At 45.7% G+C, this 26,686-nt stretch carries 28 protein-coding genes; 26 read left to right on the forward strand and 2 right to left on the reverse strand.

Features of this window, described 5'->3' with window-relative positions; all coding sequences use genetic code 11:
- Positions 1 to 79: 79 nt before the first annotated feature.
- The 8 genes from murQ to P22_RS08330 all read left to right on the forward strand — a co-directional run bounded on the left by murQ (position 80) and on the right by P22_RS08330 (position 6,096).
- The gene (murQ, locus tag P22_RS08295; RefSeq protein ID WP_054259758.1) at positions 80 to 970 is read left to right on the forward strand and encodes an N-acetylmuramic acid 6-phosphate etherase; all 891 of its coding nucleotides are present in this window, start codon (positions 80 to 82) and stop codon (positions 968 to 970) included.
- Positions 954 to 2,099 (forward strand): N-acetylglucosamine-6-phosphate deacetylase, encoded by a 1,146-nt coding sequence (nagA, locus tag P22_RS08300; RefSeq protein ID WP_054259759.1) that lies wholly within the window; start codon positions 954 to 956, stop codon positions 2,097 to 2,099. The genes murQ and nagA overlap by 17 nt, the downstream gene beginning before the upstream one ends.
- A gap of 4 nt (positions 2,100 to 2,103) precedes the next feature.
- Positions 2,104 to 2,946 carry a glucosamine-6-phosphate deaminase gene (gene nagB / locus P22_RS08305; protein ID WP_069972789.1) on the forward strand — a complete coding sequence of 281 codons (843 nt, stop codon included), beginning with the start codon at positions 2,104 to 2,106 and terminating at the stop codon, positions 2,944 to 2,946.
- On the forward strand, positions 2,912 to 3,826 hold the full coding sequence (locus P22_RS08310) for a DUF7916 family protein (RefSeq protein ID WP_054259760.1): 915 nt from the start codon (positions 2,912 to 2,914) through the stop codon (positions 3,824 to 3,826). The genes nagB and P22_RS08310 overlap by 35 nt, the downstream gene beginning before the upstream one ends.
- Positions 3,827 to 3,848: 22 nt before the next feature.
- Positions 3,849 to 4,328 carry a PTS sugar transporter subunit IIA gene (locus P22_RS08315; RefSeq protein ID WP_054259761.1) on the forward strand — a complete coding sequence of 160 codons (480 nt, stop codon included), beginning with the start codon at positions 3,849 to 3,851 and terminating at the stop codon, positions 4,326 to 4,328.
- Between the two features lie 145 nt (positions 4,329 to 4,473).
- Positions 4,474 to 5,046 carry a 16S rRNA (guanine(966)-N(2))-methyltransferase RsmD gene (rsmD, locus tag P22_RS08320; RefSeq protein WP_054259762.1) on the forward strand — a complete coding sequence of 191 codons (573 nt, stop codon included), beginning with the start codon at positions 4,474 to 4,476 and terminating at the stop codon, positions 5,044 to 5,046.
- Between the two features lie 51 nt (positions 5,047 to 5,097).
- Positions 5,098 to 5,601 carry a pantetheine-phosphate adenylyltransferase gene (gene coaD, locus P22_RS08325; RefSeq protein WP_054259763.1) on the forward strand — a complete coding sequence of 168 codons (504 nt, stop codon included), beginning with the start codon at positions 5,098 to 5,100 and terminating at the stop codon, positions 5,599 to 5,601.
- Between the two features lie 27 nt (positions 5,602 to 5,628).
- A complete protein-coding gene (locus tag P22_RS08330) occupies positions 5,629 to 6,096 on the forward strand; it encodes an ATP synthase subunit B family protein (RefSeq protein WP_054259764.1) in 468 nt (155 codons plus the stop codon).
- Positions 6,097 to 6,110: 14 nt separating this feature from the next.
- Here the strand turns inward: P22_RS08330 and ylbJ are convergent, their stop codons facing one another.
- Positions 6,111 to 7,358, reverse strand: coding sequence for a sporulation integral membrane protein YlbJ (gene ylbJ, locus P22_RS08335; protein WP_054259831.1), 1,248 nt, complete (start codon positions 7,356 to 7,358; stop codon positions 6,111 to 6,113).
- Between the two features lie 103 nt (positions 7,359 to 7,461).
- Between ylbJ and P22_RS08340 the strand changes: the two genes are divergently transcribed.
- Entirely contained in the window at positions 7,462 to 8,286 is an 825-nt protein-coding gene (locus tag P22_RS08340; protein ID WP_054259765.1) for a patatin-like phospholipase family protein, read from the forward strand.
- Here the strand turns inward: P22_RS08340 and P22_RS08345 are convergent.
- Positions 8,222 to 9,472, reverse strand: a complete 1,251-nt coding sequence (locus P22_RS08345) for a nucleotidyltransferase (RefSeq protein ID WP_054259766.1) — start codon at positions 9,470 to 9,472, stop codon at positions 8,222 to 8,224. The genes P22_RS08340 and P22_RS08345 overlap by 65 nt on opposite strands.
- Positions 9,473 to 9,690: 218 nt before the next feature.
- Here P22_RS08345 and P22_RS08350 point away from each other — a divergent pair, with 218 nt between their 5' ends.
- The 17 genes from P22_RS08350 to ftsY all read left to right on the forward strand — a co-directional run bounded on the left by P22_RS08350 (position 9,691) and on the right by ftsY (position 26,664).
- Entirely contained in the window at positions 9,691 to 10,905 is a 1,215-nt protein-coding gene (locus tag P22_RS08350; protein ID WP_054259767.1) for an acetate/propionate family kinase, read from the forward strand.
- Between the two features lie 114 nt (positions 10,906 to 11,019).
- Positions 11,020 to 11,532 (forward strand): YceD family protein, encoded by a 513-nt coding sequence (locus P22_RS08355; RefSeq protein WP_054259768.1) that lies wholly within the window; start codon positions 11,020 to 11,022, stop codon positions 11,530 to 11,532.
- Between the two features lie 54 nt (positions 11,533 to 11,586).
- The gene (gene rpmF, locus P22_RS08360) at positions 11,587 to 11,766 is read left to right on the forward strand and encodes a 50S ribosomal protein L32 (RefSeq protein WP_054259769.1); all 180 of its coding nucleotides are present in this window, start codon (positions 11,587 to 11,589) and stop codon (positions 11,764 to 11,766) included.
- A gap of 136 nt (positions 11,767 to 11,902) precedes the next feature.
- A complete protein-coding gene (gene fapR, locus P22_RS08365) occupies positions 11,903 to 12,496 on the forward strand; it encodes a transcription factor FapR (protein ID WP_054259770.1) in 594 nt (197 codons plus the stop codon).
- Positions 12,496 to 13,512, forward strand: a complete 1,017-nt coding sequence (plsX, locus tag P22_RS08370) for a phosphate acyltransferase PlsX (protein WP_054259771.1) — start codon at positions 12,496 to 12,498, stop codon at positions 13,510 to 13,512. The genes fapR and plsX overlap by 1 nt, the downstream gene beginning before the upstream one ends.
- The gene (locus P22_RS08375) at positions 13,505 to 14,521 is read left to right on the forward strand and encodes a beta-ketoacyl-ACP synthase III (protein WP_054259772.1); all 1,017 of its coding nucleotides are present in this window, start codon (positions 13,505 to 13,507) and stop codon (positions 14,519 to 14,521) included. Before plsX ends, P22_RS08375 begins: the two co-directional genes overlap by 8 nt.
- Complete coding sequence (fabK, locus tag P22_RS08380) at positions 14,514 to 15,461, forward strand: enoyl-[acyl-carrier-protein] reductase FabK (RefSeq protein ID WP_054259773.1); 948 nt, start codon at positions 14,514 to 14,516, stop codon at positions 15,459 to 15,461. The genes P22_RS08375 and fabK overlap by 8 nt, the downstream gene beginning before the upstream one ends.
- A gap of 17 nt (positions 15,462 to 15,478) precedes the next feature.
- Entirely contained in the window at positions 15,479 to 16,423 is a 945-nt protein-coding gene (gene fabD, locus P22_RS08385) for an ACP S-malonyltransferase (protein ID WP_054259774.1), read from the forward strand.
- Between the two features lies 1 nt (position 16,424).
- Positions 16,425 to 17,168, forward strand: coding sequence for a 3-oxoacyl-[acyl-carrier-protein] reductase (gene fabG, locus P22_RS08390; protein WP_054259775.1), 744 nt, complete (start codon positions 16,425 to 16,427; stop codon positions 17,166 to 17,168).
- Positions 17,169 to 17,224: 56 nt separating this feature from the next.
- A complete protein-coding gene (locus P22_RS08395) occupies positions 17,225 to 17,461 on the forward strand; it encodes an acyl carrier protein (protein WP_054259776.1) in 237 nt (78 codons plus the stop codon).
- 86 nt (positions 17,462 to 17,547) lie between these two features.
- Complete coding sequence (locus tag P22_RS08400; RefSeq protein WP_054259777.1) at positions 17,548 to 18,495, forward strand: NAD(P)H-dependent flavin oxidoreductase; 948 nt, start codon at positions 17,548 to 17,550, stop codon at positions 18,493 to 18,495.
- Positions 18,496 to 18,528: 33 nt separating this feature from the next.
- Entirely contained in the window at positions 18,529 to 19,770 is a 1,242-nt protein-coding gene (gene fabF, locus P22_RS08405) for a beta-ketoacyl-ACP synthase II (RefSeq protein ID WP_054259832.1), read from the forward strand.
- A gap of 4 nt (positions 19,771 to 19,774) precedes the next feature.
- Positions 19,775 to 20,509 (forward strand): ribonuclease III, encoded by a 735-nt coding sequence (gene rnc / locus P22_RS08410; protein WP_054259778.1) that lies wholly within the window; start codon positions 19,775 to 19,777, stop codon positions 20,507 to 20,509.
- Positions 20,510 to 20,582: 73 nt separating this feature from the next.
- The gene (locus tag P22_RS08415; RefSeq protein ID WP_054259779.1) at positions 20,583 to 21,641 is read left to right on the forward strand and encodes an elongator complex protein 3; all 1,059 of its coding nucleotides are present in this window, start codon (positions 20,583 to 20,585) and stop codon (positions 21,639 to 21,641) included.
- A 103-nt stretch (positions 21,642 to 21,744) separates the two neighbouring features.
- The gene (locus P22_RS08420) at positions 21,745 to 22,005 is read left to right on the forward strand and encodes a stage V sporulation protein S (protein WP_054259780.1); all 261 of its coding nucleotides are present in this window, start codon (positions 21,745 to 21,747) and stop codon (positions 22,003 to 22,005) included.
- 140 nt (positions 22,006 to 22,145) lie between these two features.
- On the forward strand, positions 22,146 to 25,703 hold the full coding sequence (gene smc / locus P22_RS08425) for a chromosome segregation protein SMC (RefSeq protein WP_054259781.1): 3,558 nt from the start codon (positions 22,146 to 22,148) through the stop codon (positions 25,701 to 25,703).
- 46 nt (positions 25,704 to 25,749) lie between these two features.
- Positions 25,750 to 26,664, forward strand: coding sequence for a signal recognition particle-docking protein FtsY (ftsY, locus tag P22_RS08430; RefSeq protein ID WP_054259782.1), 915 nt, complete (start codon positions 25,750 to 25,752; stop codon positions 26,662 to 26,664).
- The last annotated feature ends 22 nt before the right edge of the window (positions 26,665 to 26,686 follow it).

The following is a 26,686-nucleotide window of genomic DNA, read 5'->3' on the forward strand; positions in this document are numbered from 1 at the left end:
AGTTTATTCTATTGGCGCTGGAGTTAGACGGTAAACCCTGCCTGTTCAGAAAACAATGTACAGCCGTACAGGAGGCAATATGAAGGAGCGAAATAAAGATACAATATATATTGATGAAGTTTCCACGGTTGATATGGTGAGAATGTTCAATAATGAAGATAAAAAAGTTGCTGTTGCGGTAGAAAAATGTCTGGATAGAATTGCCGAGGCTATTGACTTGATCGGCGAAACGCTGCGCTTGAATGGGCGTTTGATTTATATCGGATCAGGAAGTGGCGGGAAAATAGGCATTTTGGATGCGACAGAATGCCCTCCGACTTTTGGAGTGCAGGATGAAACTGTCATTGGTATTATTTCCGGAGGGTTAGAGGCGTTAAGCGGATGGCGTGAGGAAACCGAAGATGACCAGGAACTTGCTGTAACCGATCTGAAACAACGAAGCCTTTCTTCCAGCGATATTGTTGTAGCGATTAGTGCCAGTGGAAATACTCCTTATGTTTTATCGGCGGTACAATATGCGAAACAGGTGGGGGCAAGAACAATCGGTTTATGTTGTTCACCGGGAGGAAATTTAGAGAATATAACCGATTTGTGCATATCGGTGGATGTTGGTCCGGAAGTGATTATGGGGTCGACCCGTCTAAAAGCGGGTACGGCACAGAAGATGATCCTCAACATGCTTTCCTCCGGTTCGATGATTAAGCTGGGGAAAACCTATGGGAATCTGATGGTGGATGTGATTCCCATCAATAATAAGTTGCGCAGACGAGTGCTTGATATTGTTAAAATAGCTACTGCAAAGGAAGAACAGGAAGTTGTGGCAGCTTTGGAAAAGGCCGGTGGAAGTACAAAAGTGGCCATTTTAATGCTGCTGCTGGGAATTGACGCTGTTGAGGCACGAACCGTATTGGACCAAAACGGAGGTTTTTTAAAAAAAGCGGTGAGGGATAAAGATGAAAGCAATTGTTAATGCCAGGGTGATAATGGAAAATGTTTTATTGGACCGCTATGCAGTCTTATTTGATGATAAAATCATTAACATTTTACCGGAAAGAGAACTTGCCTTTGAAAACGGTGTTGAAAAAATTGATGCCCGTGGCAAATTCTTAGCCCCGGGATTTATTGATATCCATATACACGGCTGCTCGGGGATAGACACAATGGATAAGGATCCGGAAGGTATCGAAAAGATCAGTCAAAATTTGGTCAAAACCGGTGTCACCTCGTTCTTACCGACAACGATGACGATGCACTTTGATAGAATAAAAAGTGCCCTTAGGTCGATCCGTTATTTTATGAACAACTATCCGCGGTCCGGTGCTCAGGTTCTGGGGTGTCACCTGGAAGGCCCTTTTATAAACTCCGCTTATAAGGGAGCACAGGATGCAACGTATATATTAAATCCTGATTTTACGATGCTGCAGCCGTTTTTGGATGTCCTTAAGATTATTACCTTGGCTCCGGAACTGGGGGAAAGTGAAACGTTTATCGCTAAATGCAGGGAGCACCAGATTGTAGCTGCCATAGGGCATAGTGCGGCAACCTATGAGGAAGCAAATGCGGCCATAGCAGCCGGTGCATCCCATATTGCCCACATTTGTAATGCCATGCCGCCGCTGAATCACCGTAAACCAGGGATTTTAGGAGCAGCTTTGGATAATCGACAGATAACCTGCGAATTAATTGCCGATAATCTTCATGTACATCCGGTTATTCAGAGAATACTGCTAGCCAGCAAGGGTATTCATGGGATTATATTGATAACAGACGCAATGCGGGCCAGCCTGCTTGGTGAGGGGGACTACGATCTGGGCGGGCAAATGGTAACCGTGAAAAATCATGAGGCCAGATTAGCCAGTGGTGTTATAGCCGGCAGTACCCTGACGCTTAATAAAGCGGTGTATAATTTTATGACCAATACGGGTTTAAGTCTGGTTGAAAGTATTAAAACGGCTACGGTTAATCCAGCCCGGAGGATCGGCGTCGACAGCTTTAAAGGCAGTATTGCTGTAGGGAAAGATGCCGATCTTGTGATGTTTGATGAGAAGATTAATGTTTCTGCCACGATAGTGCGTGGCAATTTCGTATATCGGGGGTAATGGTGTGCGTGTATTTGTTGTGAAAGATTATGAAGATATGAGCAGGCAGGCAGCGAGATTTGTTGCAGAACAGGTAGCTGCCAAACCGGACAGTGTTTTAGGTTTGGCCACAGGAAGTACACCGTTGTTAATGTATCGGTATCTGATTGACCTTTGCCGTGAAGCAGGGGTGAGTTTTTCACGAGTTACCACCTTCAATCTGGATGAATATGTGGGGCTGAGAAAGACGGATGAAAACAGTTACTATTATTATATGTACAATCATCTATTTAATTTTATTGATATCAGGCCGGATAATATTCATATCCCCAATGGGATGGCAGCGGACATTGAAGAAGAATGCCGGGAGTACGACCAACGGATTCAACAATGCGGCGGTATTGATTTGCAAGTATTAGGTATAGGGCAAAACGGTCATATTGGCTTTAACGAGCCGGGCGTAAAATTTGATGCCGGTACGCATCAGGTACGGCTCAATCAGGAGACAATTAAAGCTAATTCAAGATTTTTCAGTACCGTACAGGAAGTGCCAAGACATGCCGTCAGCATGGGAATTAAAAACATTATGCAGGCTAGGCGGATTTTGCTTTTAGCCAACGGCAATAATAAGGCGCAAGCCGTATATCAGGCTCTCTGCGGAGAGATTACTCCTAATATCCCGGCTTCGGTTTTACAGTTGCATCCGGATGTAACCGTGATTGTTGAAGCTGGTGCGGCTGATTTTCTGCCTGATAGTTTGCCAGAAAATGCATTATTTGGCTCTTGGCCTCATGACGGGCGGTGCGATGCTCGACATAAAGGAGGTATGTGCTATGGCAGGACGCTTGCTGGATTTGCGACCGAGTGAGCTTGCCAGGATAAAAGGGCGGGAACTGTTGCAGAGCATCCGGACGGCTGAAGGAAGGACTATTGTTTGTGAAGTCCTTTGCCCGGTTATGCCGTTATGCTATGATGTGACGAATGCTGAGTTGGTCGCCGGATTTGGCGCGGATTTATTGCTGTTAAATTTATATGATGTATTTAATCCGACAGTCTTCGGCGTAACGCCACTGGAAGGTGAAAGCGTCATTCGGGCGTTAAAACGCTTGACGGGCAGAAATATTGGTATTAATCTGGAAGCAATTGATGTAACTGCGTTTCAGCAGGAAGTTATGGATGCAGTGCCGCCGGGAAGAGTAGCTTCACGAGAGACTGCCCGGTTAGCCTGGCAGCAGGGTGCTGATTTTATCACTTTGACAGGTAACCCTGATACTGGTGTAACCAATGAACAGATTGTCCGCTCTGTCAGGGAGATACGCAACGAATTAGGCGGGGACATGGTGCTTATTGCCGGTAAAATGCATGGAGCCGGAATACAAAGCGAAATGTCTGAACGCATTCTTTCCGGGCAGGAGGTAATCCGCTTTATCGAGGCCGGAGCCGATGTTATTATGGTACCGGCACCAGGAACTGTTCCGGGTATTACCATAGAGTTTGTACATTCTGTTTGTCTCCAGGCGCATAAGCTGGGTGCCATGGTTATGACCAGTATTGGTACTTCTCAAGAGGGCGCTGATGAATATACGATAAAAAATATTGCTTTGCATTGCAAAATGGCAGGTGCCGATATGCATCATCTGGGTGACAGCGGCTATACGGGGGTTGCTGTTCCGGAAAATGTAATGACGTATTCGATTACAATAAGAGGCAGAAGACATACCTATCGGCGAATGGCAATGCGGATATAACGTTGGACGGATGGGAGATACGATGTTTAATTTATTAGGAAAAAAGAAACAAAAAGTAGCCTTATTTGCGCCGGCAAAGGGACGGATTATGGATATTTCTGATGTTCCTGACGATGTTTTTTCACAGAAAATGATGGGGGACGGGATTGCAATAGATCCGATAAACGATGAAATTGTTGCTCCCTGTGATGGTCAGATCGTGTTATTGGCACAAACCAAGCATGCGATAGCGATGAGATGTCGGGGGGATTTAGAACTGCTGATTCATATTGGGCTGGATACGGTAGACCTTGGCGGTGAAGGGTTTGTCAGTTATGTCGGTACGGGGGAGATGGTATGCATAGGAGAGCGCCTGATTGGTTTCGACCGGGAATTTTTAGAAAGTCAGGGGAAATCTCTGATTACAGCGCTCGTTATTACAAACAACGACGCGAAAGTGGAGCAAATCGAGAAAAATATTAGTAATACCGGTGGAGAAGTCATGCTGGTTACTTGTAAATAATTGAGTTCGTTACGGGATCATGAACAAAAGGTATCAATCGGTTCATGATCTTTTTGCATTTTCATTATTTTTATGACATAATTTGTAGTATATTCGAGCATTTCAAGGTAAAGTGTGTTAAAATATAAAATGTAGAGGTATGGGTATGCGAATTATTACCGGGAGTGCCAGAGGCACCAGATTAAAGGCTCCAAGAGGGATGGATACCCGTCCAACTGCTGACCGGGTGAAAGAGTCTGTCTTTAACATCCTAGGTTCGGCGGTAATTGATGCCAGGGTATTGGATTTATTCGCCGGTACCGGGAATCTGGGGCTGGAGTCGCTTAGCCGGGGCGCTCAAAGTGCTGTTTTTGTAGATTACAGTATTCATAGCGTTACAGCCATTAGGGAGAATGCCCGGCAAACAAAATTGTCTGACCGGACTGAAATATACCGTAGAGATGTATATAAAGCCTTAGAGAAAGTAATTCAAGACCGGCGTATGTTCGATGTGGTTTTTTGCGATCCTCCTTATAACAGGGGGCTGGCAGTCGGGGCGGCTCAAAGAATAGACGGTGGAAATATACTGGCTCCGGCAGGTATTTTGGTCCTTGAACATTCAAGGCATGAGCAGCTGCCTGACAGCGATAACTGGTTGTCGCTTCGTGTAGCACGCTGTGAACGCTATGGGGAAACCCTAATCAGTTTTCTAATGAATAAGGAGTTGCCTAATAGATGAGATTTTATTTTCAAAACCAATGCGGCACGATAGGTGGAGGACGTCTGGAACATGACTTGCAGGAATTTTGAAAGGCGGATTGCCGTTTGTCCGGGAAGTTTTGATCCGGTAACCAACGGTCATATTGATATTTTCGAGAGAGCCAGCCGGTTATTTGACGAGTTGATTGTGGCAGTTTTTCATAATCCCAACAAAAAGCCTCTGTTCACTATGGAAGAAAGGGTGAAATTGCTGGCGGCAGCTACCGGTCATATCCCCAATATCCGGATTGATTCGTTTTCAGGTCTGCTAAATGTTTATGTGCGTCAGCAGGACAGTAATGTTATTGTCCGTGGATTGCGGGCATTGAGCGATTTTGAATATGAGTTTCAGCGAGCGCTTTTAATAAAAAAAGTCGATCCGGTGATCGAAACTGTTTTTATGATGACCAGTAGTGAGTATTCTTTTGTAAGTTCCAGCGGTATTAAAGAACTGGCTAAATTTGGCGGTCCTATTGCCGGTATGGTACCTGAATCCGTTGAGAAGGAAATTGTCAGGCGAATGGCCCAAATCTAAGAGTATTTTTAGGTGGGAGATGGATACATGAGTATTGAGCAAATATTGGATGAACTGGAAACACTGCTATTGGATGCCTCGCGCGTGCCTTTTACGAACAAGCGTGTATTGGAAGAAGATGAACTGGCACGGTTGCTGGATGAATTACGGGAGATGTTGCCGGGAGAAATTGCGGAGGCTGGCCGTATTGTTAAAGAACGGCAGCGGATTTTGGACGAAGCGCAGAGAGAAGCCCAGCATATTGTTGATCAGGCTAAAAACTACATTGCCAAATTAACGGACGACAATGCAATTACCAAACAAGCTCAGGAGCAGGCCAATGAAATCATTCTCCAGGCACGCAAGGGAGCGCGGGAACTGCAGGGGGATGCGATTACTTATGCCGATCAGGTTTTTGGACATTTGGAGTCCAATTTGACTAAAGCATTGGAAGTAATCCGTCAGGGTCATAGTGAACTGCAACAATCAAAAAATGATCAGTCCAAAGCCGGATAGGGAGCAGCAGCTCCTTATTTTTTTGCGTAAAAATATAGTTCACGCAGCATATGGACCAGGAAGGAAAAAGCAATTAATATCATTAAAAAAAATAATAACTGATAAGAGACCTGTTCCAGGCGAGCCAGCCAAAACTGCAGGGTATAATTATTGGAAGGGATAAAGAAAACCGATGCGATAAACAGACGGCTTACCGTTTCCATATGACCCATAAAAAATAATGTTAGGATTCCGGCAAGAAAAGCATGCAGCAATCTGGCAATCATATACGGCCCCATGCGGATTCCCGACTCAATGACAATACTAGCCACCTGTCCATGGACGGATAGGCCGCTCCAGGCGATGATAGCGCTGGTCATAATCGCTTTTTGCCAAAGAGGAACATCGGCCTGGCTGGCTGCCAGTGTACCCAAATCGATTTCAAACAGACCGCTTACCATTGAATTTGCCAGATTGGGGCTTAGGTTTAATAACTGTAATAAGCCGGCAAATATTGTGGTTAAGATGTCGGTTATACCAATAATTGACAGCATTCTCAAAAAAACAGAAAATAGTATAATAAAGCCGCCAATCAGCAAAGCTGTGTTCATAGAGGTTTTTACGGCATCACCCAAAAGCTGACCGATTTGACGCTTATCTTCCTGTCTAGCCTGATTAAGAGCACGAAACGCCCGGAACAAAATATTGCCGTTATTTGATGTTGACGGATTTTGTGCTACATCACGGCTCATTCCGTGAAAACGGAAAATGATGCCCACCAGAAAGCTGGAGAGATAATGTGCCAGAGCAAAAATAATCCCTAATTCCGGCATGCCAAACATGCCAACAGCCACTGCTCCAAACATAAATAAAGGGTCGGCTGTGTTGGTGAATGACAATAAGCGTTCGGCTTCTACGGCGTTGCAAAGATTGCTTTTGCGGAATTTGCAGGTAATCACAGCATCCATCGGATAACCGGAGGCCAGACCCATCGACAAGGCAAAAGCGCCTACTCCCGGGACGTTAAAGATGGGGCGCATAAGGGGTTCAAGTAATACTCCGATAAAATGTACAACTCCCAGTCCCATTAGAATTTCCGATAGGATAAAAAAAGGCAGTAGCGCAGGAAACACTACATTCCACCATAAATTGAGCCCCATGATAGCGGAATCAAATGCATCTTTAGGATATTGAACCATATACAAGGTTATAAATACTGCACAAAATGCCATAAGATAGGTAAAAAGACGGGAACTATAGCGTTTGTTGCTTCGAATTTTCATAATCAATAATCTCCTCCTCTACCGTCTGGGTCTTTGTAATATATATTGAGAAGGTAGGGGGAATATCACACATCGATATGAAAATAGCAGGAGGAGGATAACTATGCGTCCGAAAATAGGATTGGCGTTGGGGGCGGGTGGCTTGCGCGGCTTGGCCCATGCAGGAGTGCTTCACGTATTGGAAAGAGAGCATATCCCGGTTGATTATATTGCGGGCTGTAGTATAGGCAGTATGATCGGCGCGTTATACTGTGCCGGACAACAACCTGAGAATATAGTAAAGCTGGCCCGTCGTTTGAAAAGAAATTACTGGCTGGATTTTATCGTTCCCAAAATGGGAATTGTATCCGGGGATAAAATACTTAATATCATGAGGCTGTTAACACAAAAAAAGACATTTGCCGATTTGAAAATACCGCTGGCGGTTGTAGCAACAGAAATTAATCAAGGCAAAGAAGTGATCTTTACGGAAGGCGATCTGGCAAAAGCCGTCCGGGCCAGTATTTCCGTCCCGGGAATTTTTGTTCCGTATCAGTTTGAAGATATGATGCTGGTCGATGGTGCTGTACTCAATCCTACGCCGATTGATATTGTCCGAAAAATGGGAGCCGATGTTGTTATCGGGGTCGATCTTGCGCATGCAGCCACGGTATCCGGCATAACCAACATGTTTGATGTCATCATTCAGTCCATTGATATTATGGAACGTGAATTGAGCAAACACCGGCAGCTGCATTGTGATGTATTGATACGTCCGGATGTTTCCCACATTTCACCCAGTTCGTTTGAGTCTATTGAAGAGTGTTTTCAAATCGGGCAAGCGGCTGCGGAAACAGTACTTCCCGAAATAAAAAAACTATTGACTAATCAGGGAGATAGACCGGGGATACACAAAAGTCACGACCGCCAAACCACCACTTACGATTAGGCATTGCCAGCGGGTAGATATCACTGGCATAGGTGTCGATTGCCAGCATGTTTTGCAATGGACTTAATGGACCTCTGGACCGCTGTTTGCTGTTTAAAAAATGAGTTGTTTTGGTGACGAGTGGAATAGCAGTGCAGGAAGACAGCGATTTTAACATCTGCCGGCCATTGTGATTGAAGGCTAGTATCCGGGCGTACAGCGGGCCAGTGGTATCAAAATCAGACAGCAGCTGTTTATTTGTGCCGATTAGCGCGTGCATTAAAATCCGCTGCAGCCGGCTGCGGGGATAACGCCTGCTTTTTAATTGATGCAATAAATCATCAAGAGAAAGGGCATGCAAAGCACATTCAGCGATTTTGTTATGGAGTCCCTCTGTGATATCCGGCAATTCTTCCAGTTGGGTTAGTGAGAATAGACGTAATTTGGCCAGTAATATAGAGTCAAAGCCGGCGAGCGTCACCGGACCTTTTCCTTCTGTTACTGCCCGGTGGATCAGCATCTGGCTGGATTTTGGCAGAACGGTTTTCAGATTGGCGTCCGGATTTTGGGGCTGTTCCAGAATGGCCAGACGAACTGCGGTTGCACTGGCGAAGGGGGAATGAATTTTGGTATCGTGGTATTGGGCATATTGCCTCTTGACTGGACAGGGAATCATGTCGGGAGCAAAATGCCGTAGGGAGCGGAGGTATTCAACAGCCAGTATATCATTGGGAGATTTAAGTTCGTAGGGAGTGCCATTTTGCACTAGCTGCAATGCACGGCTCAATGCGGCTGCATAGGTAGTCCCATTCTTTAGCAGCTTTCGCAGCAAATGGCCGGTTTGTGGTCTGTCGATTATTTCCGCCAGATGTTTCAGCCTTGGCAAATCATCCGTTTCGGTGCCGAATGAAACGTGACTGACAAGCCCCAGCGATTTTAACAGTCTAATTCCACCGGCGGCGAAGTATTGGGCGCTACGCAGACTGAAAACGACAGGCAATTCGATGACAAGGTCGGCTCCGGACGATACCGCCATTTCGGCTCGAAGCCATTTATCAAAAATGGCGGGTTCGCCGCGCTGTACGAAATTACCGCTCATGACTACAATGGCAAATGGGCATCCGGATATTTCTTTTGCTTTGCCTATGTGCCACTGATGGCCGCTGTGAAAGGGATTATATTCCGCAATAATACCGACTGCTTGCAATATATTTCGCCTCCGTTTGCCTAATCAATACCTTTTATTATAGCATATAGATCGGATTTACATGCAAATTAGCGTATAATAGAGAATTTTAGCAGGTAAATCTCGATTGACGTAGAAGTAATTACCCATGCTTACAGTAGCTTTTAGTTTTGCGGATTTGGATGAACAATTGTCCAATTTGAATAGAAAATAATGATATCATGTTAAGGAGGATGTTTGTGAAAATTTTAGTTATTAATTGCGGTAGTTCGTCGCTTAAATATCAATTGTTTGATATGACAGACGAATCGGTTTTAGCTAAGGGGTTGATCGAGAGGATCGGTCTTGCCGGATCGGTTTTGACGCACGAGCCGGAGGGAAGGGAAAAGGTGAAGATTACTGCAGAAGTGGATAATCATACTGCTGCTATTAAACTGGTAGTGGATGCCTTGACTCATAAGGATTATGGTGTTATCAAAACCATGCAGGAAATTTATGCTGTTGGGCACCGTGTAGTGCATGGTGCCGAAAAATTTGCCGGATCCGTACGGATTACTCCGGAAGTCATGCAGGCACTGGAGGAATGTTCGGAAATGGCCCCGCTCCATAATCCGCCGAATATTTCAGGTATTAATGCCTGTGAAGAGTTAATGCCTCAAGTGCCGCAGGTAGGCGTTTTTGATACTGCTTTTCATCAGACGATGCCTCCCAAAGCCTATATCTATGGTTTGCCATATGAGGCATATGAAAAATATGGCGTCCGCCGTTATGGATTCCATGGAACCTCGCATCGTTTTGTATCAGGCCGCGTTGCGGAAGTTCTCGGTCGCGATATTAAAGAATTGAAGATTATTACCTGTCATTTGGGCAATGGATCTAGTATTGCTGCCATTGAATACGGACAAAGTATAGATACCAGTATGGGCTTTACTCCGCTGGAAGGTTTGGTCATGGGAACGCGCAGCGGTGACCTGGACCCGGCAATTATTCCTTATTTAATGAAAAAAACAGGAATGAATGCCGATGAGATTGACACCTATATCAATAAAAAGTCCGGTGTTCTCGGCATATCAGGTGTATCCAGTGATTTCCGCGATATAGAAGTGGCAGCATGGAAGGAAGGCAATCAGCGGGCACAACTGGCTCTCGATATTTTTGCCTATAAAGTAATTAAAGATATTGGTGCTTATGCGGCGGCAATGAACGGGGTCGATGTAATTGTATTTACCGCCGGTTTAGGGGAAAAATCTAAAGAAACCCGTGCAGACGTTTGTAAGAATCTAAGTTATTTAGGTGTGAAACTGGATGATGAGAAAAATAATGTCCGCAGTCAACTACGGGAAATCAGCACCGAAGATTCCAAAGTAAAAGTATTTATTATACCGACCAATGAAGAACTGGTTATTGCCCGTGACACAAAAGAAATTTGTGTGAGCGGCAGGGACCGGATATAACCTGCAAAATTTGCCTACGGCAGCCTTGCTGCCGTTTTCCTTCTTTATGATTTTCCTTCCTTGACAAACCATATGGGTATCGCTATAATTAATGAAGGTTGAGGTGGAAAATCAATGAAAATTAACATTTCTCAGGCAAAAAAGGAGATTGGCAGCCGGCAACCATTTGTATTTACTCTTCCTGTAAACAGCCTTCAACTGGAGCAGTTGAGTTTTACCATGATTAGTGAGGTGACCGTTACAGGAGACGTAGTTAATAAAGGACGCGTTTTGGAAGTTGCGGGGATAATCCATGCGGATGCGGTTAGCTTTTGTGACCGCTGCCTGGCAGAATTCCAGTTTCCGCTGGACATAGTTTTCCAAGAGGAATTTCAGGAGTCCGCAATGCAAGCAACGGATGAATTAGCGGAAGTATCCACCTATCAGGGCGATGAAATTGAGCTAAACGGTTTAGTAGAGGACAACATTGCATTGGCCGAACCGCTGCAAACAGTATGTTCACCGGATTGCCGCGGGTTATGCCCTAAATGTGGCACGAACTTAAATGTTGCGGCATGTATGTGCGACCGGACTGAAATTGATCCTCGTTTAGCAAAATTGCAACAATTGCTCAAAAATAACCCATAGGGGTCATTTTATATGGGGCTGGATGCTGTTAGTTTTATTAAGGAGGTGTAATAAATGGCAGTACCAAAGCGTAAAATGTCTAAAGCACGCCGTGACAAGCGCCGCGCTAATTGGAAACTTACTGTTCCTGGCTTAGTTGAATGCCCTCAATGTCATGAAAAGAAAATGCCTCATCATGTATGTCCGGAATGCGGTCATTATAATGGTAAGGTAGTTGTGCAGGTAGCAGAATAAAAGGCTGAAAATGGGTAAGATAAAGTAGTTGATTTATCTTGCCCATTATTTTTTTTGCTTGCAATTTCATTAGTTAGTGGCTATAATGGTTGATAGTAATTGGTATTATTACTTACTGATAAAATCAGGTGATGGTATGGCACGTATCCACAAAAAAATCAGGCAGGGATTATTACAGGAAAAATTGGAAGCCAGCCCGTTTTTGACCGATGAGGAGCTTGCCGGTCTTTTGGGTGTCAGCATACCTACTATTAGACTGGATCGTTTGGAACTTGGCATACCGGAGGTCCGTGAACGGACGAAACAAATGGCCGAAAACGTACAAAGCAAGTTAAAGACATTGGACAGCGGTGAAATTGTAGGAGAACTGATTGATCTTGAGTTGGGGCGTGCCGGAATTTCAATATTAAAGATAACGTCGGATATGGTTTTTGAAAAAACCAAGGTAGCTCGTGGGCATTATGTGTTTTCGCAGGCCAATTCGCTGGCTTTGGCGGTTATTGATGCTCCGGTGGCTGTCACCGGGGTTGCCAACATAAAATATAAAGTGCCTATTCATATCGGTGAAAAACTAATTGCTAAAGCTGAAGTTATGAAAAAAAGAGGAAATAAATACTTTGTATGGGTTAAAACTAGAAACAACAAACAGGAAGTTTTTCGTGCGAAATTTATTATAGTTTCTTTAGAGAATCAAGAACACGTGATTGGGGATATGAAGGGAGATTTCTGATGAGGATTGCCGTTGATGCCATGGGTAGCGATTATGCACCTCGAGAAATAGTTTTGGGAGCAATAGCGGCTGCAGAGGAGTATCAATGTGAGGTAGTTTTGGTAGGTGACCAGGAGCAAATTGCTCAGGTTTTAAATACATACGGCGATTGGCAAAGTATCGGGATTAGCATTCAGCATGCCTCAGAAGTGATTGAAATGCATGAACATCCAGGGGCAGCGGTGCGGAAAAAGAAAGATGCTTCGGTAGTAGTGGCCACAAGACTGGTTAAAGAAGGAATCTGTGATGCTGTTGTTTCGGCAGGAAGTACCGGAGCGGCGGTAGCCTCGGCGTTGTTTGGCCTGGGACGGATTAAGGGAATTGAACGGCCGAGTATTGCCACGCATATCCCCAATTTGGTAGGTACTACTATACTGCTGGATTCCGGTGCCAATGTTGACAGTAAACCGAAAAATCTGGTGCAAAGTGCGATTATGGGGTCCATCTATGCAGAATATGTTTTGGGAGTCAGTCAGCCGCGGGTAGGTCTGCTGAATATTGGCGAAGAAGACAGTAAGGGCAATGAGCAGGTTTTAGCGACTTTTCCTCTTTTAAAACAATTGCAAACCATTCATTTTATTGGCAATGTCGAAGGAAGAGACATTTTTAACGGCATGGTGGACGTAGTGGTTTGCGATGGATTTGTGGGTAATGTAGTGTTAAAGACCGGCGAAGGTTTAGTTAGTTTCTTTACAACCTTAATCAAAGAAACCATCGCCAGCAGCGGCTGGATGGCCAAGCTGGCTGCATTGTTGATTTTGCCCAGAGTTAAAAAATTAAAGAAAAAATTGGATTACGCTGAGTATGGCGGGGCTCCGCTGTTAGGAGTAAATGGGGGCTTTATTATTTGTCACGGAAGTTCCAAGGCAAAGGCCATAAAAAATGCGATACGCGTTGCTCGCGAATTTTCCGAGCAAAAAGTGGTTGAACATATCAGTGAGAACATTGCGAAGGAAGGGGGCAGCGCCAATGAGTGAACAAGGCGTATCGGTAGGTATTATCGGTATCGGAACTTACGTTCCGGATAGAATCCTTACCAATCATGATTTGGAGAACATGGTGGATACATCAGATAACTGGATTGTTGAGCGTACCGGAATCAAAAAGAGACATATTGTTGAACCTGAAGTGGCCACATCCGATCTGGCGGTATATGCTGCACAGAAAGCTTTGGTAAATGCCCATGTTTCGGCTGATGAATTGGATCTTATTATTGTGGCTACGGCTACTCCGGATATGTTTTTTCCTTCTGTGGCGTGTTTAGTGCAAGACAGATTGCAAGCTGTAAATGCCGCTGCATTTGATTTGGCTGCGGGGTGCACGGGCTTTGTCTATGGCGTGGCGACCGGCAGTCAGTTTATCAAATCAGGATTATATAAAAAGGTACTGGTCATCGGTGCGGAAACACTGTCGAAAATAGTTGACTGGACAGACCGCAATACCTGCGTGCTGTTTGGTGACGGAGCCGGAGCTGTTGTATTAAGTGAAGTCAGGAGCGGTTACGGCATTTTGGGCATTGATCTTGGTGCCGATGGTTCGGGGGGCGATCATTTAAAAGTGCCGGCAGGCGGTTCGCGTATTCCGGCAACGGAACAGACTGTGGCCGGGCGGCTGCATTATTTGAGCATGAATGGAAATGAGGTATTTAAATTTGCCATCAAGGTCATGGGGGAAGCGGCTGTTAAGGCATTAGACAATGCCGGTATGGATTATCATAGCATTGACTGCCTGATACCGCATCAGGCTAATATACGGATTATCCAGTCTGCTGCCAAACGCCTCAAGCTGCCTATGGATAAGGTAATGGTGAATGTTGATAAATACGGTAATACATCTGCTGCCTCTATTCCGTTAGCCTTGGAGGAAGCACTGGAAAAAGGTCGAATACAACATAATGACATAGTGGTACTTGTTGGTTTTGGTGCAGGATTAACCTGGGGCTCCTGTGTTATAAAATGGTGTAAGGAGGAAAATACTATTGTTTAACAGTAAACTTTGCCAATTATTAAACATTAAATATCCAATTTTACAAGGCGGTATGGCGTGGGTCGCAACTGCCGAATTGGCCGCTGCGGTATCCAACGCCGGCGGCTTGGGGGTTATTGGAGCCGGACATATGCCGCCGGACGCCCTGCGTGCAGAAATTGTTAAAGCGAAGTCGCTAACAAGTAAACCTTTTGGTGTTAATATTATGCTCATGTCACCCTTTGTTAAAGAAGTTATGAATGTGGTGCTTGAAGAACGTGTGCCGGTGATAACAACCGGTGCGGGCAATCCCGGAGAATATATTCCAGCCTTAAAAGAAATCGGCAGCAAGGTGATTCCGGTTGTGGCATCGGTAGCCCTGGCCAAAAGGCTGGAACGGACCGGTGTGGATGCTGTTATCGCTGAAGGCATGGAAAGCGGCGGTCATATTGGGGAAGTTACGACAATGGCTTTGGTGCCGCAAATTGTCGACGCCATTCAAATTCCGGTTATTGCTGCTGGCGGTATTGGTGATGCCCGTGGCGTGGTTGCTGCATTAGCCCTAGGGGCGCAGGGAGTGCAAATCGGTACAAGATTTGTCGTTTCAACGGAATGTACGGCACATGAGAATTACAAACAGGCTGTCGTAAAAGCGAAAGAACGCTCTACGGTTGTTACAGGAGTATCGACAGGACACCCGGTCCGGGTTATTTCTAATAAGCTTACGCGGGAATATCTTGAATTGGAAAGAGGCGGGGCTTTACCGGAAGAGTTGGAAAATTTGGGTGCAGGAAAGCTAAGAGCGGCCGTACGTGATGGTGATGTGGAACGGGGATCTGTCATGATTGGACAAATTGCCGGTATGGTGCGTGAGGTAAAACCGGTTGCAGCCATTATTGATGAAATTGTCAGTGAGATACCCAAAGTGGTAGCTGCTGTGCAAGCCTTTACACAGGCATAGGACGGGGGGAAGCATTGATGGGTAAAATTGCATTTGTATTTCCCGGTCAGGGATCGCAAACCGTTGGCATGGGGCAGGAACTTTACAATCGTTTTGATGCTGCTAAAAAGGTTTTTACAGCAGCTGATGAGGCGTTAGGGTTTTCCATAACCGGAATGTGCTTCGACGGACCGGAGGAGGAATTGCGCAAAACCTTTAATACACAACCTGCCATTTTGACGGTTAGTGTGGCTTGTTATGAGGTTCTAAAAGAGCATGGCCTTCAAGCTGATATTGTTGCCGGTCATAGTCTGGGTGAGTATTCAGCACTGGTGGCGGCCGGTTCGCTGTCGTTTAGCGATGCCGTAAGATTGGTCCGCAAACGCGGGCAGTATATGCAGGAAGCCGTTCCTCTGGGAAAAGGTGCAATGGCGGCCATATTAGGCCTTGACCGTGCGTCGGTAGTTGAAGTTTGCAGCCGGATTCAAGAGGCTGGGGGAGCCGTCCAGGCAGTTAACTTTAATTGTCCCGGGCAGATTGTTATTGCCGGTACAGTGGGGGCAGTGGAAAAAGCCGCCGAGCAGTTAAAAGAAAAAGGGGCAAAACGTGCAGTTATGCTGCCGGTAAGCGCTCCGTTCCATAGTACATTGATGCAGCCGGCAGCAGAAAAATTGGCGGCAGAACTGGATAAAGTCACTGTGCGGGATGCGTTCGTCCCTCTTGTTGCCAATGTTGACGGACAGATTGTCACGCAGGGCAATCGGATTAAAGAATTACTGGTTAAACAGGCGGCAAGTCCTGTGAAGTGGGAAGATTGCGTGGCTCAGATGGTGGCTTTTGGTGCGACGGAGTTTGTAGAAGCCGGTCCGGGCAAGGTACTGACAGGATTTACTAAAAAAATCGCCAAAGAGGTCACTAACTTAAATATAGAAGACCTTGCCTCTTTAGAAAAAACCCTTGATTATTTCAGGGAGGTTCGTTAAAATGCTTTTAGATCATAAAGTGGCAATTATTACCGGAGCTTCCCGTGGTATCGGTCGTGCTGTGGCTTTGACACTGGCGGGAGCCGGGGCTAAAATTGTCATTAATTACGCTGGCAATGAGAAGGCAGCTCGGGAAGTAGAGGAACAGGTTGTTGCACAAGGCGGTGAGGCGCTGGTTGTACAGGCCGATGTTTCCCGAATGAACGATGTTGAAAAGCTGGTTGAACAGACTACGGAACGGTTTGGCCGCATTGATATTCTGGTAAACAATGCTGGTATCACCAAGGATAATTTACTTATGCGAATGAAGGAAGAAGACTGGGATGCTGTTATAAATACCAATTTGAAGGGAATTTTTAATTGTACAAAAGTAATTTCGCGTGTTATGATGAAACAGCGTAGCGGCAAAATAGTTAATATGAGTTCTGTTGTCGGACTGATAGGTAATACCGGACAAGCAAATTATGCGGCTGCAAAAGCCGGTGTCCTGGGTTTCACTAAGTCTATGGCTAGAGAACTGGCTTCGCGTGGAATTACTGTCAACGCTGTTGCGCCGGGATTTATCGCCACGGATATGACTGCTGTTTTATCAGAGCAGGTAAAAGAGGGCTTGGCAGGCCGGATCCCCTTAGGACGATTGGGGAGTCCGGAGGATGTTGCCTCCGCAGTTTTGTACCTAGTCTCTGATTCGGCCAATTATATTACCGGTCAAACTTTACATGTTGACGGCGGCATGGTAATGTAACAGATGTGTATTTTTTATTCTTCTTGTATATAATTTTGGAAGGAGGTGAATTTATCATGACAACTTTCGATAAAGTAAAAGAAATCGTGGTTGAACAACTGGGTGTTGATGAAGCTGACGTTGCTATGGATTCCACTTTTATTGATGATTTGGGTGCAGATTCTTTGGACATTGTTGAATTGATTATGGCTTTTGAAGAGGAATTTAATGTTGAAATTCCTGATGAAATAGCTGAGAAAATCAAAACAGTAAAAGATGCTGTGGGGTACATAGAACAGGAGAAGCAAGGTTAAAAGTATTACCTGTTCAAAATGGAAGTCCCGTGAAACAGTTCGCGGGACTTTCTTAAAGGTAATGCGTGAATGGAGGAGTTATTGCTTTGAAACTTCCAGAGCTAAAAATTGGCAACTTGGTTGCAAAGGTACCTATTATTCAAGGTGGGATGGCAATTCGGATATCGACTTCACGGTTGGCTGCTGCTGTGGCGGAGGCTGGCGGTGTAGGTCTTATTGCTGCTTCAGGTATGAGTTTTGACGAACTGCGTCAGGAAATTCGTACAGCCCGGTCACTTACTAAAGGAATTATTGGTATCAATATTATGGTTGCTGCGCGGCAGTTTGCCCAGATTGTAAAGACTGCCATTGACGAGGGAATTGACTTAGTTGTTGCGGGTGCGGGTTTTTCACGTGATGTTTTCGGTTTTGGAAAGGAATCAGGAACGCCGATTGTTGCTATGGTTTCATCGGTAAAAGCGGCTAGACTGGCTGAAAGATTAGGTGCTGCTGCTGTTGTGGTTGAAGGGAAAGAAGCAGGTGGACATCTTGGTACAAATCAGTCGATGCGGGTGTTATTACCGGATATAAAAAAAGCAGTCAAAATCCCTGTTATTGGTGCCGGTGGCGTCATTAGCGGGAAAGATATAGTGGAAGTTATAAAGCTGGGAGCCGATGGGGTACAAATGGGGACCCGATTTGCGGCAAGTGAGGAATCTAATGCCGCTCCGGCACTGAAAGAGTTTTATCTAAAAGCCAAACATGAAGATGTTGTTTTAATTAAGAGTCCTGTGGGATTGCCCGGGCAAGCGATAAATAATTCTTTTGCAAAGAAAATAATTGAAGGTACTGCGCCTCTTCCCGTTACTTGTGATGCCTGCCTTAAGCACTGTTCGAAAAGTTTTTGTATTATTAAAGCTTTGATTCGTGCCCAGCAGGGTGACGTGGAAAATGGACTGGTGTTTACTGGCGAGTACATTCATCGAATAGAGGAAATACTTTCTGTTAAAGAAATTTTTAACAGACTGCTTGCAGAAGTAGCAGAACTGGATTAAGTCGTGAGAAGAGAATATAGTGAGGTGAAGGATTTGAAAAAGCGAGTCGTAATTACGGGATTAGGGGCTATATCACCGGTAGGTATCGGCAAAGAGGAATTCTGGAATGCTATATTGGCCGGTAAATGTGGTATTGGCCGAATCTCCCGCTTTGATCCGACTGAATACTCTACACAAATTGCCGGAGAAGTGAAAGATTTTGATCCGGTTAACTATATTGATAAAAAAGAAGCCAAACGTATGGATCGTGCCACACAGTTTGCCATTGCGGCAACTAAACTGGCTTTTGAAGATGCAAAAATCGATCTGGAAGCTGAGGACCGTACCCGGGTTGGCACATTAATCGGCACCGGCATCGGCGGCATTGAGACATTGCATGAGCAGTATAAGATTTTGTTTGAAAAAGGGCCCAACCGGGTCAGCCCGTTTTTTGTACCGATGATGATCGGAAATATGGTTGCCGGACAGACGTCTATTACCTTTGGGTTGCAGGGACCTAACAGCTGTGTGGTCACTGCCTGTGCAACTGGGACTAACGCGGTTGGCGATGCTTTTAGAATTATCCAGCGCGGCGATGCCGATGTTATGGTCGCTGGCGGGACGGAAGCAGCCATATCACCGGCCGCGGTAGCTGGTTTTTGTTCGATGAAGGCCATGTCTACACGGAATGATGAACCGGAAAAAGCCTCCCGCCCGTTTGAGAAGGATCGTGACGGTTTTGTTATGGGAGAGGGTGCCGGTATTGTCGTCTTGGAATCCCTGGAACATGCGCTGAGCCGAGGCGCGCATATTTACGCGGAAATAGCCGGTTATGGTTATAATGCGGATGCCTATCATATTACCGCTCCTGCTCCGGAAGGAGTTCAACAGGCAAAATGCATGGAAATGGCCTTAAGGGATGCAGGCTTGAAACCGGAAGAAGCCGATTATATTAATGCCCACGGCACATCTACACCGCTTAACGATAAAAATGAAACGTTGGCAATTAAATCATTGTTTGGAAAACATGCTTATGACATGGCGGTAAGCTCCATTAAATCGATGACCGGGCATCTGTTGGGAGCGGCCGGTGGTATTGAGTGCATTGCGACGGCGCTGACAATAGCAGATGATATTATTCCGCCAACCATTAATTATGATACTCCTGATCCGGAACTGGATTTGGATTATGTCCCTAATGAAGCACGCTCCCGTGTTGTGAATGTAGCCTTATCAAACTCGTTTGGGTTTGGCGGGCATAATGCCACTATATTGCTTAAAAAGTATCAGGCATAAATCCATGAAAAGTATGTTGGATAAAGGCCGTATGCAGGCATTGGCTGCATTAAGCGGTACATTAGGGGTCCACTTTAATGAGATTTCCTTGTTAAATCAAGCGCTTATCCATACGTCTTTTGCCAATGAAAATAAGCATGCGGGTGTCATGCACAATGAACGGCTGGAATTTTTAGGCGATGCTGTACTGGATTTAGTGATTAGCCAGTTTTTATTCAACCGTTTTCCTCAACTGACTGAGGGTGAGTTGACCAAGGCCAGAGCGGTTATCGTTTGCGAGCCTACACTGGCCCGCCATGCGGCCAGGCTGTCGATTGGCAGATATCTCCTGCTGGGCAAGGGCGAGCTGAGCTCCGGCGGGCGTGAGCGTATTTCTATTTTAGCCGACTCATTTGAAGCTATTATCGGTGCGGTTTATCTCGACGGAGGTTTTGCTGAAGTTTCCCGATTTGTGTTGCGGCAGTTGCAGGATGAATTAACGTTGGTTGAGCAGGGACAATATAGTAAGGATTATAAAACCCTGTTGCAGGAGGCCGTTCAGAAGCATAATGACAGCAAGATTGTCTATGAGATTATTGGGGAGCAGGGACCTGATCATGATAAAGTTTTCCAGGTGGCGGTCTGTGTTAATGAGCAAATGTTGGGCAATGGTACGGGTAAGAGTAAGAAAGAAGCAGAGCAGTTTGCGGCTAAAGAGGCATTGGTAAAACTCAATATCATCCATGATAAACAAGAATAAAGGGCGGCCGGAGGGCCGCCCTTGCTTAGCTGTAAGATTCACGAAATGTAATTTGCAGAGAAGGAAGATCCGCATGAAGCACTATATTATTCCTGTTTTTATTCCCCATTATGGCTGCAGGCACCGGTGCATATTTTGCAATCAAAAGAAAATTACCGGCGGAGTGGTAACGACAGAGATAAGCGGGGAGGACGTTGAGCAGATCATCAATGAGCATATCCTTAGGATTGACCGGCCACGGCATATTGAGCTGGCTTTTTATGGAGGCAGTTTCACCGCACTGCCGCTTGAATACCAACGTCAATTGCTAAACCCGGCCTTTAAGGCATTGCAAAAGGGCCGCATTCACACCATACGCTTATCGACCCGTCCGGATGCAATTGACCGAAGCATAGTAGAACAGTTATGTGCTTTTGGTGTAAGCATAGTGGAACTGGGGGCACAGTCCCTGGAAGATTCCATTCTGCAAAAGGCAGCGCGGGGGCACACCTATCAGGATATTGAAAAAGCCGTTGCCCTGCTTGACGCCGCCGATTTACAATGTGGCTTGCAGCTTATGCTGGGATTACCGGGAGAGGACTGGCGCAGCTTGACCCGGACAGCCGGCAGGCTGCTGCGGCTGCAGCCTGCTATGGTTAGGATCTATCCTACCCTGGTTATTGCCGATACCCATCTGGCTGTATTATATCAACGCAAACAGTATATTCCCTTGACTTTGGCGGAGGCGATAAAACGCGCAGCTTTTGTCAAACTTATATGTGAGCAAAATCAGATTCCGGTCATTCGCGTTGGCCTGCAGGCCAGTGAAGAATTATCCAGCCGGGATACGGTGCTGTCCGGCCCTTATCATCCGGCCTTTGGCGAAATGGTAGATTCCTATCTCTTCCAGCTTATGTTTCAAAAATTTGCCGTCGGCAATGAACTTACCAACAAACAGATTGTAATTTGTCATCATCCCAAGGACCATTCAAAAGTACGGGGGAATCGCAATCATAATTTGATGCAATGGAAGTCTGAGTATGCCTGTCAGGAGATTTCGTTATTTCCAGATGGAGAAAAAACCGGCGAACTCTTCATCCAATATGAGGGACTGTCTTATTGTATTAATAAGAGCATGCTCTATTGTATTTAATGATAAAAAAGGAATTTTTAGGAAAGAGATTGAATATCTTAAAGTGTATCACCTGGCAATACGTTACAGAACGCCCCGATACTATTACAGGGAGGGTATATTTATGGAAATCCTTAAAGTATCCGCACAATCAAATCCTAAATCAGTAGCAGGTGCTCTGGCTGCCGTACTTAGAGAAAAACATTCCGCCGAGGTGCAAGCCGTGGGCGCAGGGGCAGTTAACCAAGCCATCAAGGCCATTGCTATATCCAGAGGTTTTGTGGCTCCCAATGGAATCGATCTGGTAACCATTCCTGCTTTTGCTGAAATTTCGATTGAGGGGGAAGAACGCACTGCTATCCGTTTTATCGTTGAACCACGGTAAAATGCTGAAAAAACCTGTTTGCACTATCTGCAGACAGGTTTTTAGTAGTTATGGTTGTCAGGTATCTGCAAGGCATGGTAAAATTTCTCATAGATAAAGTAGTATAGAGGACAAGTTATGATAATGTGTGGTGAAGATCGTTGCTATTGCGTAAGCTGGAAGCATATGGATTTAAATCGTTTGCCGATAAAACGGAAGTGGACTTTGGGCCGGGAATTACTGTAGTAGTTGGACCTAACGGCAGTGGAAAGAGCAATATATCGGATGCCATTCGCTGGGTTTTAGGTGAGCAGAATATTCGGAATTTGCGGGGAGCCAAAGCGGAAGATATTATTTTTTCCGGCAGTACCGCACGACGCCCGCTGGGGGTGGCCGAAGTATCGCTGGTTTTTGATAATACGAATGGAATATTACCGCTGGATTTTAATGAAGTTACAATTACCCGCCGGGTTTTCCGTTCCGGAGAAAGTGAATATTTTATCAATAAAGCGCATTGCCGTTTAAAGGATATTCATGATCTGCTTGCCGATACCGGCCTGGGGCGTGAAGCCATGCCGGTTATCGGACAAAACAAGGTGGATGAGATATTAAATAGCAAACCGGAAGAGCGGCGCATGATTTTTGAAGATGCAGCCGGGATAACGAAGTATAAGAACCGGAAAAAAGAAGCCTTGCGCAAACTGACAGACACGGAGCAAAATCTTGTACGGCTGCAGGATATTATTGCCGAAATTGAAACTCAATTGGGTCCGCTCGCAGAAAGTGCTGCCAAGACAACACGGTATAATGAATTGTATAGTGAGCTTACGATCTGCCGTATTACCGTGCTGGTGGACAAACTGACTCAGGCTGAGAAAATGGTGGAAAGTGCTACACTGCAGGAATTGACGTTGCAGGAGGAAGAAGTGGGGCTTAGTGCTCAACTGGCTTTGGGCGAAACAGAAATTGAGCGGCTGACCGGGCAACTGGCTTCGCTGGATCAAGCTATCAGTTCTGCCGAAGCCATCGTTCAGCAAAACCAGACCGAATTAGAGCGGTTGGACGGGAAAATGGCTCTGTTGGACGAAAGGATTAATCAGGGAAAACTAAATGATGAGCGGATTCGCCAAGAATTATTGCAGATTACAGAACAAAAGCAGGAATTGGAAGCAAAACTGCTGCATACAAGGACTTTGTTGCAGGAAAAGGAAAAGCAGGCGCTTATTTTGGATACGGAATTAGTGCGTAAAAAAGCTGAGTACCAGAACATATTGGACAAGATCCAGCGGCTGGAAACCGAACTAGAAGTCGGTAAGGAAAAGACATTGGACCATTTGCAGGAATTAGCCGGGCAGCGTAACCAAAAAAGCAGCATTGAACGGGATATGGCCAGATTACTGACTTATCAGAGTGATTTTGCACGTGAACTGGAAAACTATGATATCCAATCTATCCAAGTGAAACAGCAAGCGGAAAAAAATCAAACAGAAGTAGAAGAAATCAAAACCCGGTTAGACGATTGGCACACGGAGGCCGGGCAGCTTAACCGGGAACGGTTGGAGCTGGAAGAAACCATTAGCAGATTGATGAGCCAGGATAAACAGAATCACAGTAAATTGCAAGAGGCCGTTTCCAGACATAAAATTCTTATTAACATGCAACGGGAATTTGAAGGTTTTGGGCGCGGCATTAAAAGCATCCTTTATGCGGAAGCACCATGGAAAGCAGGGCTTTGCGGTGCTGTAGCACAGATTATCCATGTGCCCCAGCAGTATATAACGGCAGTTGAAACCGCTCTTGGGGGCGCTCTGCAGCACATTGTCACCCAGGATGAGACAACAGCGAAACAAGCCATTGAATTTCTAAAAACACAAAAACTGGGACGGGCTACTTTTTTGCCATTGAGTACTATTCAACCTAGCCGTCCGCGCGACTATGAGATCCAGGCAGCAAAGCAAACAGGCGGATTAGGCTTTGCTGCCGAAATCGTAACATGTTCAGATGAATACCGTAAAGTCGTTGAATTTTTACTGGGGCGTACTGTACTTGCTGAGGATATTGATGCAGCATTGCGTATTGCCAGAGAATGTGCTTTTCGCATTAAAATGGTCACTTTGGATGGACAGCAGGTTAATCCGGGGGGCTCGTTAACCGGAGGGAGCACACAACGCAGGGAAAATAGTTTTTTGAGCCGTGGCAATGAGATCGAAAGGCTGGAACAGGAAATTCAGAAGATCAGACAAGCGTTAGCCGACACCCAAGCCCAATTAGCCGCCGCCAACGCTGCATTGGAGCAAAATACAGGTAAGGTAACCGCTATGCGGGAGAAACGGCAGGCCTGTGAAGTACGGCTGGCGGAACTGGCAGTTTATGCCGATAATCTGCACGGAGAACAGGAACGTTTGCGTTTGGCCATGGAGGCGCTTAAGACAGATATGAAATCCTCCGATGAAGAGAAAAAAGCGTTGGGAAATCGATTAATAGAATGTACTGAACGAATCACTATGCTGGAAAATCGCGATTTTGAGCATAAGCAGCAAGTAGCGGACTGGCAGCAGCAGTTAAAACAATTGCATGAGACTAGGGAAACCATGAATAATGCGGTTACCGATGTTAAAATTGCTATGACCGGGCTGCAGCAGGAAATAAATACGCTACAGATCACTTGCAGTCAGGCGGAAACCGATCAGGAGCTTCAGCACCGGAAGATTCATCAACTGGCAGAAGAAGTTGAGGCTATCCGGACACAAATCTCCGATTATACTCAAGAATTGGAAAATATTAAAGCGGCGCGGGCCGATAAAGCACGGCAAAGGATAGAACAGACCGAAGTCAGGGCTGCACGGCAAACAGACAAGCTTACTGTGTTAGCCGAACTGCAGAAACAAGAAAAGACAGTACGGGATATGAGGAAACAGCTTAATGAAGTTCAAGGTAAGCTGCATGAAATACAGTTGATGGCAACAAAATACAAATATGAGTTTGAGCACTGTCATAAACAACTGGAAGAACAGGGGAAGATGTCGCTGGAGGAAGCAAAATCAGTGTGCCGGCCAGGACCGGCTGCCGAATTTGCTGTCAAAATCCAAGATCTCGAGCAAGAAATAACGGCCTTAGGTCCGGTGAATTTTGCTGCCATTGAAGAATATACCAGGATACAGGAACGATACGAATTTTTACAGAAACAGTCACAGGATTTGCAAGTGGCAAAAGAATATCTTGCTACAATTATTGCCGATATTGATAAAACCATGTCCAAACAATTTAATACCGCATTCCGGCAGATCAATGAACATTTTGGCGAGACCTTCCAACGTCTGTTTGGCGGGGGAAAGGCTCATCTGGCTTTAATGGAGCCGGACAATCTTCTGGAAACAGGAATCGACATTTTTGTACAGCCGCCCGGGAAGAAACAGCAAAACCTTGCTCTTTTATCCGGGGGAGAACGGGCGCTCACGGTTATTGCCCTATTGTTTGCATTTTTAGCCTACCGGCCGGCACCATTCACTATGGTTGATGAAATTGATGCGCCGTTGGATGAGGCCAACTTGGGACGATTCAGCAGTTTTTTGAAGGATTATGCGCGTAATACTCAATTTATTGTGGTGACTCACCGTAAAGGAACCATGGAAGCCGCTGATATTATTCATGGCGTTACGATGGAAGAATCCGGTGTATCACGTCTGGTATCAGTAAAATTTTCTGACGTGGCAGGGTGATCCGGAAAGACAGTAAACAGAATACAAAACTAGGTGGAATGACATTATGGGCTTTTTTGATAAATTGAAAGCAGGTTTGGAAAAAACCCGGAGGGGGTTTACCGGAAAAATTGAACAGCTGGTTATTGGTTATGCCGATATTGATGACGAGCTTCTCGATGATCTGGAGGCGGTATTACTAACCAGTGATGTCGGTGTGAAAACGACTTCACAATTACTTGCCGATGTCCGTACCGGAATCAAAAGTAAACAAATTCAGTCGCCGGAGCAGTTAAAACCGTTCTTGCAGGAAAAAATAGGTGATATCTTGGCAGCCGGAGAAGTGGCGGAAGCCGCAGTGCAGCCACCACTGGTGATTATGGTTGTCGGCGTTAACGGTGTGGGAAAAACCACCACGATTGGCAAACTGGGCAATTATTACCGCGAACAGGGGAAATCGGTCATGCTGGCGGCGGGGGATACCTTTCGTGCCGCGGCTATTGAACAGCTGGAAATCTGGGGTGGGCGGATTGGCGCCGATGTTATCAAACATACGGAAGGGTCAGATCCGGCAGCCGTAGCTTTCGACGCCGTACAATCAGCCAGGGCCAGAAAAATCGATGTGCTGATTATTGATACGGCCGGACGATTGCACACCAAATCCAACCTGATGGAGGAGTTGAAAAAAATACACCGGGTCATTCAGCGGGAACTGCCGGGTGCACCGCATCAAACCTTGCTGGTATTGGATGCTACAACCGGGCAAAATGCCGTGAATCAGGCCAAATTATTCAGCGAGGCGGCTGCTGTTTCAGGTTTGGTGCTGACCAAGCTGGATGGTACAGCCAAGGGCGGGGTCGTGATTGCCATTAAATCGGAACTTGCGGTTCCGGTTCGCTGGATTGGGATTGGTGAAGGGATAAATGATTTACGCCCCTTTGATCCTGTTGATTTTGCTCAGGCTTTGTTTGCGGAATCGTGATAGGGATCTCTGTGGTTTATCA

Origin of the sequence: Propionispora sp. 2/2-37, assembly GCF_001298735.1 — a bacterium.
GTDB lineage: Bacteria > Bacillota > Negativicutes > Propionisporales > Propionisporaceae > Propionispora.

What these genes read in the sequence shown, in the direction of transcription:
- murQ (WP_054259758.1), top strand. Translation starts at nt 80, where the DNA reads ATGAAGGAGCGAAATAAAGATACAATATATATTGATGAAGTTTCCACG.
- nagA (WP_054259759.1), top strand. Translation starts at nt 954, where the DNA reads ATGAAAGCAATTGTTAATGCCAGGGTGATAATGGAAAATGTTTTATTG.
- P22_RS08310 (WP_054259760.1), top strand. Translation starts at nt 2,912, where the DNA reads ATGGCAGGACGCTTGCTGGATTTGCGACCGAGTGAGCTTGCCAGGATA.
- P22_RS08315 (WP_054259761.1), top strand. Translation starts at nt 3,849, where the DNA reads ATGTTTAATTTATTAGGAAAAAAGAAACAAAAAGTAGCCTTATTTGCG.
- rsmD (WP_054259762.1), top strand. Translation starts at nt 4,474, where the DNA reads ATGCGAATTATTACCGGGAGTGCCAGAGGCACCAGATTAAAGGCTCCA.
- coaD (WP_054259763.1), top strand. Translation starts at nt 5,098, where the DNA reads ATGACTTGCAGGAATTTTGAAAGGCGGATTGCCGTTTGTCCGGGAAGT.
- P22_RS08330 (WP_054259764.1), top strand. Translation starts at nt 5,629, where the DNA reads ATGAGTATTGAGCAAATATTGGATGAACTGGAAACACTGCTATTGGAT.
- ylbJ (WP_054259831.1), bottom strand. Translation starts at nt 7,358, where the DNA reads ATGAAAATTCGAAGCAACAAACGCTATAGTTCCCGTCTTTTTACCTAT.
- P22_RS08340 (WP_054259765.1), top strand. Translation starts at nt 7,462, where the DNA reads ATGCGTCCGAAAATAGGATTGGCGTTGGGGGCGGGTGGCTTGCGCGGC.
- P22_RS08355 (WP_054259768.1), top strand. Translation starts at nt 11,020, where the DNA reads ATGAAAATTAACATTTCTCAGGCAAAAAAGGAGATTGGCAGCCGGCAA.
- rpmF (WP_054259769.1), top strand. Translation starts at nt 11,587, where the DNA reads ATGGCAGTACCAAAGCGTAAAATGTCTAAAGCACGCCGTGACAAGCGC.
- fapR (WP_054259770.1), top strand. Translation starts at nt 11,903, where the DNA reads ATGGCACGTATCCACAAAAAAATCAGGCAGGGATTATTACAGGAAAAA.
- plsX (WP_054259771.1), top strand. Translation starts at nt 12,496, where the DNA reads ATGAGGATTGCCGTTGATGCCATGGGTAGCGATTATGCACCTCGAGAA.
- P22_RS08375 (WP_054259772.1), top strand. Translation starts at nt 13,505, where the DNA reads ATGAGTGAACAAGGCGTATCGGTAGGTATTATCGGTATCGGAACTTAC.
- fabD (WP_054259774.1), top strand. Translation starts at nt 15,479, where the DNA reads ATGGGTAAAATTGCATTTGTATTTCCCGGTCAGGGATCGCAAACCGTT.
- fabG (WP_054259775.1), top strand. Translation starts at nt 16,425, where the DNA reads ATGCTTTTAGATCATAAAGTGGCAATTATTACCGGAGCTTCCCGTGGT.
- P22_RS08395 (WP_054259776.1), top strand. Translation starts at nt 17,225, where the DNA reads ATGACAACTTTCGATAAAGTAAAAGAAATCGTGGTTGAACAACTGGGT.
- rnc (WP_054259778.1), top strand. Translation starts at nt 19,775, where the DNA reads ATGAAAAGTATGTTGGATAAAGGCCGTATGCAGGCATTGGCTGCATTA.
- P22_RS08415 (WP_054259779.1), top strand. Translation starts at nt 20,583, where the DNA reads ATGAAGCACTATATTATTCCTGTTTTTATTCCCCATTATGGCTGCAGG.
- P22_RS08420 (WP_054259780.1), top strand. Translation starts at nt 21,745, where the DNA reads ATGGAAATCCTTAAAGTATCCGCACAATCAAATCCTAAATCAGTAGCA.
- ftsY (WP_054259782.1), top strand. Translation starts at nt 25,750, where the DNA reads ATGGGCTTTTTTGATAAATTGAAAGCAGGTTTGGAAAAAACCCGGAGG.